The following is a 16,250-nucleotide window of genomic DNA, read 5'->3' as shown; positions in this document are numbered from 1 at the left end:
CTTGAGGAATGAAGTCGCACCCTATAGCGCGCGGTCGCCGTTCAGTTGTCTGGGGTCGACATCGAACTGCTCAGAAACGCGCGGATCGGTCAGCGCGTGTAACAACGCCTGCGCGTAGGGCGGCAGTGCGCTGAAATCTCTGGCGCACATCATCAGAGTCCGGCGCGCCCAGGGTTCATTCAACGCTACGCTTTTGAAGGTTCCAGGCGCCGCGCGTTCGACCGCCGCCAGCGGCACGATCGCCAGCCCCGCGCCCCGGCCGACCATGCGCATTACCCCATCAAAGCCCTCGGCGCGAATGCGCACTTGCATGCGCGCACCGCTGTGCAGCGCTTGTTCTTCGAGGTAAATGGCCAAGGCGCTATCGGCGCTGAGTCCGACAAAGTCGTGCTGCAACGCCGCACTGAAACTGACTGCGACGGCGTCAGACAACGGGTGGTCGAGCGGCAGAATCAGCACCAAGGGGTCGTGGCGAAACGGCTGAGTCTGTAAGCCGCCAGTGTCGACTGCGTCAGACACAATCCCGAGATCTGCTGCGCCTTCACGCAAGGCGTGGGTGATCCGTGCGCTGGGCAGTTCCTGCAGCTCGATGTCGAGATTGGCATGGCTGCGCAGAAAATCCGCGAGCGGTTCCGGCAGGTATTCGGTGATCGCCGTGGTGTTGCACAGCAGGCGCACCTGGCCTTTGACGCCTTGGGCGTAATCGGCCAGATCCTGCTGCATGCGCTCGGCCTGTTGCAGGATGACGCGGGCATGGCGGGCGAGGGCGTTGCCGGCGGGCGTCGGCGTCACGCCACGGCGACCGCGCTCGAGAAATTCGGTGCCGAGTGAGGCTTCCATCGCGCGGACTCTGGCGCTGGCCGCGGCCAGGGATAAATGGCTGCGGACGGCGCCGGCGGTGATGTTGCCGGTGTCGAGGATGTGCAGGAAGAGGCGCAGGTCGGTGAGGTCGAAGTGCATGAGGTGCCTGGGGTTTTTGTGTTGTCTGGGCTGGCCTTATCGCTAGCAGGGCTAGCTCCCACAAAGATCTGCGGTGAGCACAAACCTGTGGGAGCCAGCCCTGCTGGCGATGAGGCCAGATGCATCAAAACAGGGGGCAGGCTCTTGCATTGATTGAGGCAGCCTCAGTATATGGCAGATTTTCAGCCAACCCCGACTGGCGCAAAGTAGCATCATGCATACCCTCATCGACTTCTACGAAAACCTCGGCCCAGCACTGTCTCTGCTGATCATCCTCACCTTCCTGCTCGCCGGCCTGGTCAAAGGCGTCATCGGCCTTGGCCTGCCCACGGTCGCCATGGGCCTGCTCGGTCTGGCTATGGCGCCGGCGCAGGCAGCCGCGCTGCTGATCATTCCGGCAACCTTGACCAATCTCTGGCAACTGGCATTCGGCGGGCATCTCACGGGTCTGATCAAACGCCTATGGCCGATGCTGCTGCTGATCTCCCTCGGCACCGCCGTCGGTACGCTGTGGATCGGCATGGCGGGCGGGCATTGGGTGGTGCGCGGGCTGGGCGCGGCGCTGCTGCTCTATGCGTTGAGCGGACTGTTCCTGCCAACACTGCGCGTCAGCCCGCGCCATGAAAGCTGGCTCGGCCCGCTCTGCGGTTTGATCACCGGCATCATCACCTCGGCCACCGGCGTGTTCGTGATTCCGGCGGTGCCGTACCTGCAAGCGCTGGGCTTGCGCCGCGATGAACTGGTGCAGGCGCTGGGCCTATCGTTCACGGTGTCGACACTTGCCTTGGCCGCAGGCTTGCTCTGGCGCGGTGCGCTGGGGGGTGGCGAACTCGGCGCTTCGGTGCTGGTGCTGATTCCGGCCCTGCTTGGCATGTGGCTCGGCCAATGGCTGCGCCAGCGCATCAGTGCAGTGCTGTTCATGCGAGTGTTCTTTATCGGTCTGGGCGCGCTCGGCGCCCATTTGCTGATCAGCGCTTAGCCGAGGGAGGGCTGAGCATGTCGATCGGGCGGATGTCGAAATCGCGCTCCAGGTATTCCATGCGCCGGTCGAAAAAATCCTTCATGTGCGGCAGATTCGAGTGCTCGTCCAAGTGCGCTTGCGATTCCCAGATCTCGTAGAAGATGAACAGCGTCGGATCTTCCTTGTCGCGCAGCATGTGGTATTCGATGCAACCGGGTTCGGCGCGACTCGGTTCGACATAGGCGCTAAACAGCGCTTCAAAAGCCTCGGCGCGTTCCGGGCGGGTTTTGGCGTGCAGGATAAAGCCCTCGCGTTCACTCATCACAACGTCCTCACATTCATCAAAGCGCCGAATGCTACGACAACAATCTCTAATCGATTCGTGCGTTTTGCTCAAATGTATTTTGCGCGGGCATGGCTTATTCCGCGCGACGCGAGCCGTTAATCTGCCGCCATTCCATTTCCACTTTCCATCCAGCCCAATGGCTGCGCTGAGGCTTTGTCATGAAAAAAGTACTGTTGCTCAATGGCGGTAAAAAATTCGCTCATTCCGACGGTCGCTACAACGCCACCCTGCATGAATCCGCGCTGAGCGTGCTGGACCGTGGCGGTGTCGATGTGAAAACCACCTTCATCGACGAGGGCTACGACGTCGCCGAGGAAGTGGCGAAATTCCTCTGGGCCGACGTGATCGTTTATCAGATGCCGGGCTGGTGGATGGGCGCGCCATGGACCGTAAAAAAATACATCGACGAAGTCTTTACCGAGGGCCACGGCAGCCTCTACGCCAGCGATGGCCGCACCCGTTCCGACGCGTCGCAGAAATACGGCAGCGGCGGCTTGATCCAGGGCAAGCAGTACATGTTGTCGCTGACCTGGAACGCACCTCAGCAAGCCTTCGATGACCCGAGCGATTTCTTTGAAGCCAAGGGCGTCGATGCGGTGTACTTCCCGTTTCACAAGGCCAACGAATTTCTCGGCATGACCGCGTTGCCAACCTTCCTCTGCGTTGACGTGATGAAGCGCCCGAACATCGAAAACGACGTGGCGCGTTACGCGCAGCATTTGACCGAGGTGTTTGGCCTCAAGGGCTGATGCTCGGCTACTATCGTGGGCCTGCGCCTGTGTGGCAGGCCCATCGAGCAGAGGACACCCGTGAAAGCCAGATCCGATGAATTGCAGATTTTCGTCTGCGTGATCGAATGCGGTTCGATTTCCGCCGCAGCCGAACAGGTCGGGCAGACGCCGTCGGCGGTCAGTCGCACGCTGTCGCGGCTGGAAGCCAAACTCGACACCACGCTGATCAACCGCACCACGCGGCGCATGGACCTGACCGAGGAGGGCCGGTACTTCTTCGAACAGGCCAAGCTGATTCTCGACCAGATGGATCAACTCGAAGAACGCCTGTCCTCGCGCCAGCAAACACCGTCCGGGCGACTGCGGATCAACGCCGCCTCACCGTTCATGCTGCACGCCATCGTGCCCTACATCGACGAGTTTCGCCGGCTCTACCCGGATATTCAGCTCGAACTCAACAGCAATGACCTGATCATTGATCTGCTGGAACAAAGCACCGACATCGCCATCCGCATCGGCACCCTCGCCGATTCGACGCTGCATGCGCGTTCGCTCGGCTGCAGCCCGTTGCTGATCGTCGCCAGCCCGGCCTATCTGAAACAGCACGGCACGCCACGACAAGTGGCGGATCTGAGCGAACACACGCTGCTCGGTTTTACCCAGAACGAAGGCCTCAACCAATGGCCGCTGCGCTACGTGCACGGTGACCGCTGGCCGATCACCGCGGCGATCAGCGCTTCCAGCGGCGAGACCGTGCGCCACCTGGCGCTGGAAGGGCAGGGCATTGCCTGTCTGTCGCACTTCATGACTATCGATGACATTCGTGCCGGGCGCTTGAAAGTCCTGCTGGCTGAATTCAACAGCGGATACCGCCAGCCGATCAACGCGGTGTACTACCGAAATTCGCAACTGGCGCTGCGCATTCAGTGCTTTCTCGATTTCATCCAGAGCAAGCTTGCGGCGTACGCCAGCGCGGATTTCAAGGGCTGATTCGTGATCCCTGCGCAACAGTGATTTGGCCGCGGGCGGGTTTTTCGATCGGGGTCAGCGGTCGATACTCGCCGCATCACTTATTCACGCAGGGAGTTTCTCCATGAACGTATTCGTTACCGGCGCTGCCGGTTTTATCGGCGGTTCCATCGCCACTGGTCTGGTTCAGGCTGGGCATCAGGTCACCGGTCTGGTGCGCAGTGCCGAACAGGCTGCGGAGCTCAAGGCGCTCGGGATTAGCGCCGTCGTCGGCACTCTTGATGATCAGGCATTGCTCGCCGAACAGGCCCGCGCGGCGGATGCGGTAATCAACGCCGCCAGCAGCGACCATCGCGGCGCGGTCGAAGCGTTGCTCGACGCTTTGCGCGGCTCCAACAAAGTGTTTCTGCATACCAGCGGGTCGAGCATTGTCGGCGATGCGTCGGGCGGTAAGTCCAGCGACGTCATCTACTACGAAGACAACTTGCCGGAGCCGACCGTCGATAAAGCCGCGCGCGTGGCGATCGACAACCTGGTGCTTGCTGCGGCGAAGGACGGCGTGAATTCGGCTGTCATCTGCAACACGCTGATCTACGGTCATAGCCTCGGCGTCAATCGTGACAGTGTGCAACTGCCGCGCCTGCTGAAACAGGCGCGCAAAAGTGGTGTGGTGCGGCATGTCGGCACCGGGCAGAACATCTGGTCCAACGTGCACATCGAAGACGTCGTGGCGCTGTATCTGCTGGCGTTGAGCAAGAATGTGCCGGGCACCTTCTACTTTGTCGAAAGCGGCGAAGCGTCGTTCGTCGACATGACCACCGCCATGGCCGCCGCGCTGAATCTGGGCCAGCCACAAGACTGGCCGCTGCAGGACGCCGAGGCCGAATGGGGCTACGAGATGGCCAACTACGGCCTCGGCTCCAACAGCCGCGTCCGCGGCAAAAAGGCCCGCGCATTGCTGGGCTGGGTGCCGAAGCGCACTTCGGTGGTTGAGTGGATTCGTCACGAGATGGTGTGAGTTCACCTCAACACATCAAACCTGTGGGAGCTTGCCTGCAAGCGATGGGGCCAGCCCAGCCAACACATCCCTTGCCTGACCCACCGCCATCGCCAGCAGGCTGGCTCCCACAGGTTGTCCGCGTTCGAACTGAAGAATCGCGATCAATTGTGGGAGCTTGCCTGCAAGCGATGGGGTCATCCCAGCCAACACATTCATTGCCTGACCCACCGCCACCGCCATCGCCAGCAGGCTGGCTCCCACAGGTTGTCCGCGTTCAAACTGAAGAATAGCGATCAATTGTGGGAGCTTGCCTGCAAGCGATGGGGCCCGCCCAGCCAACACATTCATTGCCTGACCCACCGCTATCGCCAGCAGGCTGGCTCCCACAGGTTGTCCGCGTTCAAACTGAAGAATAGCGATCAATTGTGGGAGCTTGCCTGCAAGCGATGGGGCCAGCCCAGCCAACACATCCCTTGCCTGACCCACCGCCATCGCCAGCAGGCTGGCTCCCACAGGTTACCCGCGTTTGAACTGAAGAATAGCGATCAAATGGTGGGAGCTTGCCTGCAAGCGATGGGGTCAGCTTAGCCAGCACATTCATTGCTTGATACACCGCTATCGCGAGCAGGCTCACTCCTACATTGGTTTTGCGGTAATTGAGAAGGCATGTAAATCCCACCCCACGATTTTCATTCATCACGACAACCCATACCCATCAGCGACACACCTTGCCTCTCCACGAAAATTACTTTCATGCGGTTTGAAATCTCGATCTCGAAATGATTTATGAGTTTCACAACCCATTCGAACGTGACCCTTTCGAGGAGTACCGCATGACGCCTTCTTTCGGCTACTGGCTGCTGGTCTATGCCGCTGTCGCCATCATCGCGCTGATCGTGTTGATCGCCCGTTACCGGCTCAATCCGTTCATCGTCATCACCCTGATTTCCATCGGCTTGGCTCTGGTCGCCGGCATGCCACCGTCGGGCGTGGTAGGGGCATATGAGGCCGGGGTCGGCAAGACGCTGGGGCACATTGCGCTGGTGGTGGCGCTGGGGACGATGCTTGGCAAGATGATGGCCGAGTCCGGCGGTGCCGAGCAGATGGCGCGAACCTTGATCGATAAGTTCGGCGAGAAGAACGCGCACTGGGCGATGGTCTGCATCGCCTTTCTGGTGGGGCTGCCGCTGTTCTTCGAAGTCGGTTTCGTCTTGCTGGTGCCGATTGCCTTTACCGTGGCGCGGCGAGTCGGTGTGTCGATTCTGATGGTTGGGTTGCCGATGGTTGCGGGCCTGTCGGTGGTGCATGCACTGGTGCCGCCGCATCCGGCGGCGATGCTCGCGGTGCAGGCGTATCAGGCCTCGGTCGGGCAGACCTTGCTCTACGCGATCGCCATCGGTATTCCGACTGCAATCATCGCCGGCCCGCTGTACGCCAGATTCATCGTGCCGCGCATTCAATTGCCGGCGGATAACCCGCTGGAAAAACAATTTCTGGACCGCGAGCCACGCGACAAACTGCCCGGTTTCGGCATCACCATGGCGACCATTCTGTTGCCGGTGGTGCTGATGCTGATCGGCGGCTGGGCCAATCTGATTTCCACGCCGGGCAGCGGGTTCAACCAGTTCCTGCTGTTCGTCGGTAACTCGGTCATCGCCCTGTTGCTGGCGACCTTGCTGAGCTTCTGGACACTCGGCATCGCCCAAGGCTTCAACCGCGAATCGATCCTCAAGTTCACCAACGAATGCCTCGCGCCAACCGCCAGCATCACCCTGCTGGTCGGTGCCGGCGGTGGCTTGAACCGGATTCTGGTGGACGCTGGCGTGACCGATCAGATCGTCGGCCTCGCCCATGAATTTCATCTGTCGCCGCTGCTCATGGGCTGGCTGTTCGCCGCGTTGATGCGCATCGCCACCGGCTCCGCAACCGTGGCGATGACCACCGCATCCGGGGTGGTTGCGCCGGTGGCCATTGGTCTGGGTTATCCACACCCGGAGCTGCTGGTGCTGGCGACCGGCGCGGGCTCGGTTATCTTTTCCCACGTCAATGACGGCGGCTTCTGGTTGATCAAGGAATACTTCAACATGAGCGTCGCGCAGACGTTCAAGACCTGGACGATACTTGAGACGCTGATCTCGCTGGTCGCTTTCGGCCTGACCGTTGGCCTTTCTTACCTGCTGTAACCGGAGCCCGCCGCCCATGGATATCCTCTACCAGATCCGCGCCCGCCAGGATTCCTTCAGCGCAGGCGAAGGGCGCATCGCCCGGCTGATGCTCGACGATGTGGGTTTCGCCGCCAGCGCCAGCCTCGAAGACCTCGCGCAACGCGCCGAAGTCAGCACCGCCACGCTGTCGCGGTTTGCCCGTACGGTCGGCTGCCGCGACCTGCGTGATCTGCGTCTGCAACTGGCCCAGGCCAGCGGCGTCGGCAGCCGTTTCCTTGATCCGGCGGGGACGCCTGAACAGTCGGCGTTCTACGGGCAGATCGTCGGCGACATTGAAACCACGCTGCGCCAGCATCTGGCCGGTTTCGACGAATCGCGCTTCGCCGACGCGGTGAGAATGCTTGGTCAGGCGCGGATGATTCATGCGTTCGGTATGGGCGGATGCTCGACCCTGTGCAGCGATGAATTGCAGGTGCGCCTGGTGCGCCTCGGCTACCCGATTGCGGTGTGTCATGACGCAGTGATGATGCGCGTCACCGCGGCCAGCCTGAACGCCGAGCAAGTAGTCATCGTCTGCTCATTGACCGGCATCACCCCGGAGCTGCTGGAAACTGTAGAACTGGCGCGCAACTACGGCGCGCGCATCCTCGCCATCACCCGCGCCGATTCGCCACTGGCCGAACTGGCCGACGTCGTCCTGCCGCTGCAAGGCGCGGAAACCTCGTTCATCTACAAACCGACGGCGGCGCGCTACGGCATGCTGCTGGCCATCGACGTGCTCGCCACCGAGCTGGCGCTGGCCAGTCCTGAAGACAATCAAGAACGTCTGCGGCGGATCAAACTCGCCCTCGACGAATACCGTGGCGGCGACGATCACCTGCCGCTGGGAGACTGACATGCAGTACGACACGCTGATTCGCAACGCTCTGGTCATCGACGGCAGCAACACCCCAGGCTATGAAGCCGACGTGGCGATTCTCAACGGCCGCATCGAGCGCATCGGCGACCTGCACGACGCCAGAGCCAGGGAAGAAATCGACGCCGCCGGCCGCGTGCTGGCGCCGGGATTCATCGATGTGCACACCCACGACGACACTGTCGTGATTCGCCAACCGCAGATGCTGCCCAAGCTCAGCCAGGGCGTGACCACGGTGATCGTCGGCAACTGCGGCATCAGCGCTTCGCCGGTCACCTTAAAGGGCGATCCGCCGGACCCGATGAACCTGCTCGGCACTCAGGCCGCGTTCGTTTACCCACGCTTCAGCGATTACCGCGCGGCGGTCGAAGCGGCGAACACCACACTGAATGTCGCCGCACTGGTCGGCCACACGGCGCTGCGCAGCAATCACCTCGACGATCTGTTGCGCACTGCGACTGCGGATGAAATTGCGGCGATGCGCGAGCAGTTGCGCGAAAGCCTGGAAGCCGGTGCCTTGGGTTTATCCACAGGCCTGGCCTACGCCAGCGCCTACAACGCCTCGACCGATGAAGTGATGCAACTGACTGAAGAACTGACGGCATTCGGTGCGGTTTACACCACCCATTTGCGCAGCGAATTCGCCCCGGTGCTCGAAGCCATGGACGAGGCTTTTCAAATTGGCCGTCATGCGCAATCACCGGTGATCATTTCCCACCTCAAATGCGCCGGTGTAGGCAATTGGGGGCGCAGTCCGCAACTGCTGGCGGCGCTGGAAGGTGCGGCAAAAAACCACCCGGTCGGCTGCGATTGTTATCCCTACGCAGCGAGTTCTTCGACACTGGACCTCAAGCAAGTCACCGATGCTCATCGCATCACCATCACCTGGTCGACACCGCACCCGCAAGTCAGCGGTCGCGACCTGATCGACATCGCCGCCGAATGGAATCTGCCGCTGCTCGACGCCGCGAAACGTCTGCAACCGGCAGGCGCGGTGTATTACGGCATGGACGAGGCCGATGTCAGACGCATCCTTGCTCATCCACTGTCCATGGTCGGCTCTGACGGACTGCCCGAAGACCCGTTCCCGCATCCGCGCTTGTGGGGCGCTTTCCCACGGGTGCTGGGGCATTTCAGTCGCGACGTCGGCCTGTTTCCGCTGCACACCGCGGTACACAAGATGACCGGCCTGTCGGCAGCGCGCTTTGGCTTGAAAGAGCGGGGCGAAATCCGTGAAGGCTATTGGGCGGATCTGGTGTTGTTCGACCCGGTGACGGTGCGCGACGTCGCCGATTTCAACGATCCGCAACGGCCAGCGCAGGGCATTGACGGGGTGTGGATCAACGGCGTGTTGAGCTATCAAGAGGGCCAGGCGAACGGTCGCAGGGCAGGGCGGTTTCTTGCGCGACAGGGTGATCTGCGCGACAACTTTCGTTGACGATTCGTGGTCTGCGTCACAATGATGGCACATTGCGACTAAAGAAAGCCGGCAGCAGGCCGACTTGCTGACATCCACCCCGTCTACACTGTGGGGCCAATCAGTCAGGGAGCACCCCATGAGCTTCGGCAAAACCACACCGATCCTGCGGATCTTCGATGAAGCCAAAGCTGTTGAGTTCTACGTCGATTTTCTCGGTTTCAAGATCGACTGGCAGCATCGCTTCGAAGCGAATTTTCCGCTGTATCTGCAGGTGTCGCGCGGCGATTGTGTGCTGCATTTGTCCGAGCATCACGGCGACGCGTGCCCGGGTTCGGCGCTGCGCATCGAGACCGATGAGCTGGAGGTTTTTCAGCAGCAATTGATCGCCAAGGACTACACGTTTTCACACCCGCAGATTCAGGCGATGCCATGGGGCAGCCAGGACATGACGATTGCCGATCCGTTTGGCAATCGGCTGGTGTTTACCAATGCGATCAGTCTCTGACGCGGGAAAAGCCCCTCATCGGAACGCCGCCCGCCTAGCCCTCCCGAAACGTCGGACCGCCCAGAGGGAGAGGGGACCGATTCGGGGATGCTCCAGTTATACGCCGACCTGATTTCGCTTTGCCGAATCCAAAATCGACGCGTTCGTTCAGGTCGATACACAGCGCCAGACACCGCGGTCGGCCCCCTCTCCCTCTGGGAGAGGGCTGGGGTGAGGGGAAACGGGGTAAACACCAAACTCGCGACCAACCACGATCAACCGTGGTAGCGAGCCTGCTCGCGAAAAGGCCCGACCAATCACCGCCGATGCACCTGCCGAAACTCCCCCGGCGGCATCCCCCGTCGGTTCTTGAACGCCCGGTGAAACGAGCGAGGTTCGGTAAATCCGAGATACTGCGCAATCTCCTGAATCGGCAAATCACTGTTGAGCAGATAATGCTCCGCCAGTTCCTGACGCAACTCATCGAGCACCTGTTGATACGACGTTCCTGCCTGCTGCAATTGCCGCTGCAAGGTGCGCAGCGACACATTCAGCTGTTCGGCCACTTGCTCCTTGCGCGGCAAGCCCTGCTTGAGCAGGCCGCGCAGAATGTTTTTCACCTGCTGCGCCAGCGGCGCGTCCTCCAGCGTCGCCAGCAAGCCCAGCGCGTGTTCCTCCAGCGTGCGCAACAACTGTGCATCGGCCTGACGCAACGGCAATTGCAGATAGGCCAGCGGCACAAGCAGCGCCGAATACGGCTGATCGAACAACACCGGGCAACCAAAAAACTGCTCGTACTGCGCCAACGCCGCTTCATCCGGTCGCGAATGCTCCAGCCAAACGCAGGCCGGCGACAGCTGCGTGTCGGCAATCCAGCGCGCATAGTGCAGCCACGAACCGAGCACGTTTTCCACCAGATGCCGACGGATTCGCGGGCGCTGATGACGGCAATCCCAGATCAAATGCACCTGCTCGTCGCGCATTTCGGTGCGGCTGACGCCCATGTCGCCGACCAGTTTTTCGAACGGCATGATCCGGCTCATTGCATCGCCCAGCGTCGCGCAGTTCATGGTGATGTAACCGAGCACGCTCCAGGAATTGGGCAGGACGAAATTCGCTGCGTTGAGACCAAACAACGGATCGCCGGAATGCTCACAGAAATAGTCGAGCAAACGCTCATGCGCCTCGCCCGGCAAGCGCAAGCCGTTGTCGCTCAACTGCTGCGCCTGCAACCCGGCCGCCGCCAGCGCCGGCTCGATGGCCATGCCCAAGTGCTCGGCATGGCGCAGGTATTTGAGCAGCGGCGGAACCGAAGTGAAGCCGAGCGATTGCATGATCGCGTTCCTTTGAGCAATGCCTGAGCGAAGGGATGGCCGAAAGGTACGGTGAAACCCCGGCGAAAGTAAATGACCGTATCTGGCACGCCGGCTGACTCAATTGGCTACTCGAACTGGCCGGATACGACCGTGACACTTCGGCGCCGCTGGCTAGTATGAGAACTTGAAGCCGCACTGATTCGACGGCCCATAAGGACACACGCATGCGACGCTGGAATGGCTGGGGAGACGCAACCACGGTGGTCGAGCTGCCGGCGCAGGGCGCAAGTTTTCTTGCGCAGCGGGTGGGCGAGGGCCGCGCGCTGCCCGACGCCTCGCTGGATACCGCACTGGCCCGGGTGCCTGCGTCGCGGTTGCCGGCGCACGCCTTGTACAGCATCGACGCCCACGACCGTTTGCTGCATGCGCGCGGGCAAAGTCTGCCGGACTGGCTGGCACTGCGCGAAGGCACGCTGGGCGTTTATCCCGACGCTGTAGCTTTTCCCGAGACCGCTAGCGACATCCGCCAATTGCTGAAACTGGCGGAAGAGCAGGACGTGTGCCTGATCCCTTACGGAGGCGGCACGTCGGTGGCGGGGCACATCAATCCGCCAACGTCCGCGCGGCCGGTGCTGACGGTGTCGCTGGCGCGGATGAATCGCTTGACCGACCTCGACGAACAGAGCCTGCTGGCGACGTTCGGCCCCGGTGCGAGCGGCCCGCAGGTCGAGAGTCAGTTGCGTGCGCGCGGCTATACCCTGGGGCATTTTCCGCAGTCGTGGGAGCTGTCGACGCTGGGCGGTTGGGTCGCCAGTCGCTCGAGTGGCCAGCAGTCGTTGCGCTATGGGCGCATCGAGCAATTGTTCGCCGGCGGAACTCTGGAAACCTTCGCCGGACCGCTACAGATTTCGACCTTTCCAGCCTCGGCGGCCGGCCCGGACCTGCGCGAAATAGTGCTCGGTTGCGAGGGCCGGTTCGGGATCATTTCCGAGGTCAAGGTGCGCGTCAGTGCGCTGCCTGCCGATGAGCGTTTCTATGGCGTGTTCCTGCCGGACTGGGCGCAGGCACTCGGCGCCATTCGCCAACTGGCCCAGGCGCGCGTGCCGCTGTCGATGCTGCGCCTGTCCAACGCGGTGGAAACCGAAACGCAATTGGCCCTGGCCGGTCATCCGCAACAGATCGCCTGGCTGGAAAAGTACCTGAGCCTGCGCGGTGCGGGGGCTAGCAAATGCCTGCTGACCTTCGGCGTGACCGGCAATCGTCAGCAGAACGCGCTGTCGTTGCGCCAGGCGCGCCAGCATCTCAAAGCGTTCGGCGGTGTATTCACCGGCACTTTGCTTGGCAAGAAGTGGGCGCAGAACCGCTTCCGTTTCCCCTACCTGCGCGAGAACCTGTGGAACGCCGGTTACGTGGTCGACACCCTCGAAACCGCGACCGACTGGAGCAACGTCGATAACCTGCTCAACCTCATCGAAAGCAGCCTGCGCGACGCCTTGGCCGCTGAAGGTGAACGCGTGCATGTATTCACCCACCTGTCCCACGTCTACGGCGAAGGCTCGAGCATCTACACCACTTACGTGTTTCGCCCGGCGGCGGATTACCCGGCGACACTGGCGCGCTGGCAGGCGCTCAAACATGCGGCCAGTCAAACCATCGTCGCCAACTACGGCACCATCAGCCATCAGCACGGCGTCGGCAAGGACCACGCGGCGTACCTGCTGCGCGAGAAGGGCGCGCTGGCGCTAGAAACCTTGCAGGCGTTGAGCAAGCATTTCGATCCGGCCGGGCGCCTCAATCCCGGCACGTTGCTGGCGGAGTGACCGCCATGAGTGAGAACTGGAACGCCGCGTGGCGCGAGCAAATGCTGCCAACTCTGGCGGACGAAAACTGGGACCTGATCGTGATCGGCGGCGGCATCAGCGGCGCGGGAATTGTGCGTGAAGCGGCGCGGCGTGGCTGGCGCTGTCTATTGCTGGAGCAGCGGGATTTTGCCTGGGGCACCTCCAGCCGTTCTTCGAAAATGGTCCATGGTGGTTTGCGTTACATCGCCAAGGGCCAGTGGCGGCTGACCCGCGATTCGGTGCGCGAACGCCAGCGTCTGCTCGACGAGGCGCCGGGGCTGGTCGAGCCGATGAGTTTCCTGATGCCGCACTATCGCGGCGGCTTTCCCGGCCCGCGTGTGTTGGGCGGATTGTTGAGCGTCTACGACGCCTTGGCCGGGCGCCGCAGCCATCGTTTTCATGACGCGCAGCAGCTGCGTTTTCTGACGCCGGGGCTGAAGGAAAATAACCTGCTCGGCGGCACCCGTTTTGTCGATGCACTGACCGATGATGCCCGGCTGGTGATGCGCGTCTTGCGCGAGGCGCGCGCCGATGGCGCGGTGGTGCTCAATGGTTTGCGCGTGGCACAGGTGCTGCGTGAAGACGGCCGGGTGTGTGGCGTTGCAGTCGAAGATTGTGAGGCGGGCAAGACACTGCAATTGCGCTGCGCTGTGCTCGCGGTAGCCACGGGGGCATGGGCCGAACGCCTGCGCCCGAGCGATTCGCCACGGCAATTGCGCCCGCTGCGCGGCAGTCATCTGCTGCTGCCGGGCTGGCGCTTGCCGGTCGCGCAGGCGCTGACCTTCCTGCATGCGCGCGATCGTCGGCCGGTGTTCGTTTTCCCGTGGGAGGGCGCGACGGTCATCGGCACCACCGATCTCGATCATCGTGAGGATCTGGATCAGAGCGCGAGCATCAGCAATGGAGAACTCGACTACCTGCTGGCCGCTTGCACGCAAGCCTTTCCCGCTGCGGAAGTGACGGCGACGGATGTGCTGTCGACCTGGGCCGGCGTGCGTCCGGTGGTCGGCGCTGCCGGTAACCATCAGGGCAAACCGTCGAACGAAACCCGTGAACACGTGCTGTGGCAGGAGCCGGGTTGCGTCACCTTGGCCGGCGGCAAACTGACCACGTTCCGTCCGCAAGCGATTGAAGTGCTCAAGGCCTGCGCCGACATGCTCGGCCGCGCTTTTGAAGATGACGCCGCGCCGGTGTTTGCCGCCGTGCAACCGTCGCCAATCCCCAGCCTCCGTCCGCAGCAATGGCGACGCCTGGCCGGGCGCCATGGTCGTGATCTGCCGAGGCTGGCACAACTGATTGCCGAAGTCGGGCCGGAAACGGTCGGCGCCACGGATACGTTGTGGGCCGAACTGGCGTTTGCCTGCGAGGCGGAACTGGTCCTGCATCTGGATGACTTGCTGCTGCGTCGCACCCGTCTCGGGCTGTTGCTGGCGCGCGGCGGCGAGGAGCATTTCGCCGCGATCCGTACGCTCTGCCAGCCGCGCCTGAGCTGGAACGACGAGCGCTGGCAGGCGGAAATTCAACGTTATCGCTTGCTGTGGCAACGCGATCATGGCTTGCCGGAGATCACGCCATGACGGCTAAAAAATACCTGCTGGCGATCGACAACGGCACCCAGAGCGTACGCGCGCTGCTGTTCGATCTGCAGGGCAATCTGCTTGGCAAAGGCAAGGTCGAGTTGCAAGCGTATTACTCGACACAACCAGGCTGGGCCGAGCAGGACCCGGAATTTTACTGGGCGAAACTCGGCGAGGCGTGCCAGCAACTTTGGCAACAGACCGCGATCGATCGTGCGCAGATCGCCGGCGTTTCCCTGACCACCCAGCGTGGCACGCTGATCAATCTTGATGCCGAGGGCAAGCCATTGCGCCCGGCGATCGTGTGGCTCGATCAGCGTCAAAGCGAAGTTGCCGGCAGCATCAAAGGACCGTGGGGCTGGCTGTTGAAACTGGTCGGCGCGCAAGCCACCGTCGACTACTTTCGCACCCAGGCCGAGGCCAACTGGATTGCCCGGCATCAACCGCAAGTGTGGGCGGCGACCGACAAGTTTTTGCTGCTGTCGGGGTTTCTTAGCTATCGACTCTGCGGGCGCTTTGTCGACTCGGTGGGCTGCTGCGTCGGTTACCTGCCGTTCGATTTCAAACGGCTGAAATGGGCGGCGCCACGTGACTGGAAATGGCAGGCGCTGGCGGTGCGTCCCGAGCAACTGCCGGCCCTGCACAAACCCGGCGAAACCCTCGGCCACATCAGCGCCGAGGCCAGCCGTCACACCGGGATTCCCGAAGGCTTGCCGCTGATTGCTGCGGGTGCCGACAAGGCCTGCGAAGTGCTCGGTGCCGGTGTGGTCGACGCGAGTACCGTGTGCCTGTCCTACGGCACCACGGCGACCATCACCAGCACCCGTTCACGCTACCTGGAAATCGTCCCGCTGATCCCACCGTACCCCGCGGCGGTGCCGGATCAGTACAACTGCGAAGTGATGATCTACCGCGGTTACTGGATGGTCAGCTGGTTCAAGAACGAGTTCGGCCTGCGCGAAATGCAGCAAGCGCAAGAGCAGGGCATCGAGCCCGAGCAACTGTTCGACGCGCTGGTCAATGCGGTGCCACCGGGTTCGATGGGATTGATGCTGCAACCCTACTGGTCACCGGGCATTCGCGAACCGGGCGTGGAAGCCAAAGGCGCGATGATCGGCTTCGGCGACGTGCACACCCGCGCGCATATCTACCGGGCGATTCTCGAAGGCTTGGCCTATGCCCTGCGCCAAGGCATGGAGAACATCGAGAAACGCTCTAAGGTCTCGATCGAGCGCCTGCGCGTGGCCGGGGGTGGATCGCAAAGTGATGCGGCGATGCAGCTCACCGCCAACATCTTCGGCCTGCCGGCCGAGCGCCCGCATGTCTACGAAGCCTCCGGTCTCGGCGCCGCGATCTGCTGCGCGGTAGGCTTGGGCCTGCACCCCGACTTCCCCAGCGCCATCGCCGCAATGACCCGCGTGGGCACGGTGTTCACCCCACAACCTGAAGCGCAGCAGGTTTATCAGCGGCTGTATGCAGAGGTGTATCTGCGCATGTATCGGCAGCTTAAACCGCTGTATCGGAGCATTCGGGAGATTACTGGGTATCCGGCGTGAAGCCGCTC

The 16,250-nt window shown here is 62.1% G+C and carries 15 protein-coding genes; 11 read left to right on the top strand and 4 right to left on the bottom strand.

Going from position 1 to position 16,250, the window contains the following annotated elements:
- Positions 1-21 precede the first annotated feature (21 nt).
- On the bottom strand, positions 22-960 hold the full coding sequence (locus tag J3P75_RS24130) for a LysR substrate-binding domain-containing protein (protein ID WP_434708437.1): 939 nt from the start codon (positions 958-960) through the stop codon (positions 22-24).
- Between the two features lie 214 nt (positions 961-1,174).
- Here J3P75_RS24130 and J3P75_RS24125 point away from each other — a divergent pair, with 214 nt between their 5' ends.
- Positions 1,175-1,939 carry a sulfite exporter TauE/SafE family protein gene (locus J3P75_RS24125; RefSeq protein WP_434708436.1) on the top strand — a complete coding sequence of 255 codons (765 nt, stop codon included), beginning with the start codon at positions 1,175-1,177 and terminating at the stop codon, positions 1,937-1,939.
- Here J3P75_RS24125 and J3P75_RS24120 read toward each other — a convergent pair.
- Positions 1,929-2,243, bottom strand: a complete 315-nt coding sequence (locus tag J3P75_RS24120; RefSeq protein WP_434708434.1) for a putative quinol monooxygenase — start codon at positions 2,241-2,243, stop codon at positions 1,929-1,931. The genes J3P75_RS24125 and J3P75_RS24120 overlap by 11 nt on opposite strands.
- 182 nt (positions 2,244-2,425) lie before the next feature.
- Between J3P75_RS24120 and J3P75_RS24115 the strand changes: the two genes are divergently transcribed.
- From J3P75_RS24115 to J3P75_RS24105, 3 genes are all read left to right on the top strand, one after another.
- Complete coding sequence (locus tag J3P75_RS24115) at positions 2,426-3,016, top strand: NAD(P)H-dependent oxidoreductase (protein WP_434708433.1); 591 nt, start codon at positions 2,426-2,428, stop codon at positions 3,014-3,016.
- A 60-nt stretch (positions 3,017-3,076) separates the two neighbouring features.
- Complete coding sequence (locus J3P75_RS24110; RefSeq protein WP_434708432.1) at positions 3,077-3,988, top strand: LysR substrate-binding domain-containing protein; 912 nt, start codon at positions 3,077-3,079, stop codon at positions 3,986-3,988.
- A 103-nt stretch (positions 3,989-4,091) separates the two neighbouring features.
- Complete coding sequence (locus J3P75_RS24105) at positions 4,092-4,985, top strand: NAD-dependent epimerase/dehydratase family protein (RefSeq protein WP_434708431.1); 894 nt, start codon at positions 4,092-4,094, stop codon at positions 4,983-4,985.
- Between the two features lie 15 nt (positions 4,986-5,000).
- Here J3P75_RS24105 and J3P75_RS24100 read toward each other — a convergent pair whose 3' ends face one another.
- The gene (locus tag J3P75_RS24100; RefSeq protein ID WP_434708430.1) at positions 5,001-5,480 is read right to left on the bottom strand and encodes a hypothetical protein; all 480 of its coding nucleotides are present in this window, start codon (positions 5,478-5,480) and stop codon (positions 5,001-5,003) included.
- Between the two features lie 320 nt (positions 5,481-5,800).
- Here J3P75_RS24100 and J3P75_RS24095 point away from each other — a divergent pair, with 320 nt between their 5' ends.
- From J3P75_RS24095 to J3P75_RS24080, 4 genes are all read left to right on the top strand, one after another.
- On the top strand, positions 5,801-7,150 hold the full coding sequence (locus tag J3P75_RS24095) for a GntP family permease (protein WP_434708429.1): 1,350 nt from the start codon (positions 5,801-5,803) through the stop codon (positions 7,148-7,150).
- Between the two features lie 16 nt (positions 7,151-7,166).
- Positions 7,167-8,027: a MurR/RpiR family transcriptional regulator gene (locus J3P75_RS24090; protein ID WP_434708428.1), complete on the top strand. Its 861-nt coding sequence runs from the start codon at positions 7,167-7,169 to the stop codon at positions 8,025-8,027.
- A gap of 1 nt (position 8,028) precedes the next feature.
- Positions 8,029-9,486 carry an N-acyl-D-amino-acid deacylase family protein gene (locus tag J3P75_RS24085; RefSeq protein ID WP_434708427.1) on the top strand — a complete coding sequence of 486 codons (1,458 nt, stop codon included), beginning with the start codon at positions 8,029-8,031 and terminating at the stop codon, positions 9,484-9,486.
- Between the two features lie 118 nt (positions 9,487-9,604).
- Entirely contained in the window at positions 9,605-9,973 is a 369-nt protein-coding gene (locus J3P75_RS24080) for a glyoxalase superfamily protein (RefSeq protein ID WP_093104889.1), read from the top strand.
- A 296-nt stretch (positions 9,974-10,269) separates the two neighbouring features.
- Here J3P75_RS24080 and gliR read toward each other — a convergent pair whose 3' ends face one another.
- A complete protein-coding gene (gliR, locus tag J3P75_RS24075) occupies positions 10,270-11,286 on the bottom strand; it encodes an AraC family transcriptional regulator GliR (RefSeq protein WP_434708426.1) in 1,017 nt (338 codons plus the stop codon).
- Between the two features lie 206 nt (positions 11,287-11,492).
- Between gliR and J3P75_RS24070 the strand changes: the two genes are divergently transcribed.
- From J3P75_RS24070 to J3P75_RS24060, 3 genes are read left to right on the top strand one after another with little or no spacing between them, the layout of a single operon-like run.
- The gene (locus J3P75_RS24070; protein ID WP_434708425.1) at positions 11,493-13,088 is read left to right on the top strand and encodes an FAD-binding oxidoreductase; all 1,596 of its coding nucleotides are present in this window, start codon (positions 11,493-11,495) and stop codon (positions 13,086-13,088) included.
- A gap of 5 nt (positions 13,089-13,093) precedes the next feature.
- On the top strand, positions 13,094-14,686 hold the full coding sequence (locus tag J3P75_RS24065; protein WP_434708424.1) for a glycerol-3-phosphate dehydrogenase/oxidase: 1,593 nt from the start codon (positions 13,094-13,096) through the stop codon (positions 14,684-14,686).
- Positions 14,683-16,242, top strand: coding sequence for an FGGY-family carbohydrate kinase (locus J3P75_RS24060; protein WP_434708423.1), 1,560 nt, complete (start codon positions 14,683-14,685; stop codon positions 16,240-16,242). The genes J3P75_RS24065 and J3P75_RS24060 overlap by 4 nt, the downstream gene beginning before the upstream one ends.
- Positions 16,243-16,250: the final 8 nt, after the last annotated feature.

This window comes from Pseudomonas sp. R1-1, from assembly GCF_051132135.1.
Taxonomy (GTDB): Bacteria; Pseudomonadota; Gammaproteobacteria; order Pseudomonadales; family Pseudomonadaceae; genus Aquipseudomonas.
The sequence above is the reverse complement of the archived record's forward strand: the minus strand, read 5'-3'. Positions and strand labels throughout refer to the sequence as shown.

What these genes read in the sequence shown, in the direction of transcription:
- J3P75_RS24130 (WP_434708437.1), bottom strand. Translation starts at nt 960, where the DNA reads ATGCACTTCGACCTCACCGACCTGCGCCTCTTCCTGCACATCCTCGAC.
- J3P75_RS24125 (WP_434708436.1), top strand. Translation starts at nt 1,175, where the DNA reads ATGCATACCCTCATCGACTTCTACGAAAACCTCGGCCCAGCACTGTCT.
- J3P75_RS24120 (WP_434708434.1), bottom strand. Translation starts at nt 2,243, where the DNA reads ATGAGTGAACGCGAGGGCTTTATCCTGCACGCCAAAACCCGCCCGGAA.
- J3P75_RS24115 (WP_434708433.1), top strand. Translation starts at nt 2,426, where the DNA reads ATGAAAAAAGTACTGTTGCTCAATGGCGGTAAAAAATTCGCTCATTCC.
- J3P75_RS24105 (WP_434708431.1), top strand. Translation starts at nt 4,092, where the DNA reads ATGAACGTATTCGTTACCGGCGCTGCCGGTTTTATCGGCGGTTCCATC.
- J3P75_RS24095 (WP_434708429.1), top strand. Translation starts at nt 5,801, where the DNA reads ATGACGCCTTCTTTCGGCTACTGGCTGCTGGTCTATGCCGCTGTCGCC.
- J3P75_RS24090 (WP_434708428.1), top strand. Translation starts at nt 7,167, where the DNA reads ATGGATATCCTCTACCAGATCCGCGCCCGCCAGGATTCCTTCAGCGCA.
- J3P75_RS24085 (WP_434708427.1), top strand. Translation starts at nt 8,029, where the DNA reads ATGCAGTACGACACGCTGATTCGCAACGCTCTGGTCATCGACGGCAGC.
- J3P75_RS24080 (WP_093104889.1), top strand. Translation starts at nt 9,605, where the DNA reads ATGAGCTTCGGCAAAACCACACCGATCCTGCGGATCTTCGATGAAGCC.
- gliR (WP_434708426.1), bottom strand. Translation starts at nt 11,286, where the DNA reads ATGCAATCGCTCGGCTTCACTTCGGTTCCGCCGCTGCTCAAATACCTG.
- J3P75_RS24070 (WP_434708425.1), top strand. Translation starts at nt 11,493, where the DNA reads ATGCGACGCTGGAATGGCTGGGGAGACGCAACCACGGTGGTCGAGCTG.
- J3P75_RS24065 (WP_434708424.1), top strand. Translation starts at nt 13,094, where the DNA reads ATGAGTGAGAACTGGAACGCCGCGTGGCGCGAGCAAATGCTGCCAACT.
- J3P75_RS24060 (WP_434708423.1), top strand. Translation starts at nt 14,683, where the DNA reads ATGACGGCTAAAAAATACCTGCTGGCGATCGACAACGGCACCCAGAGC.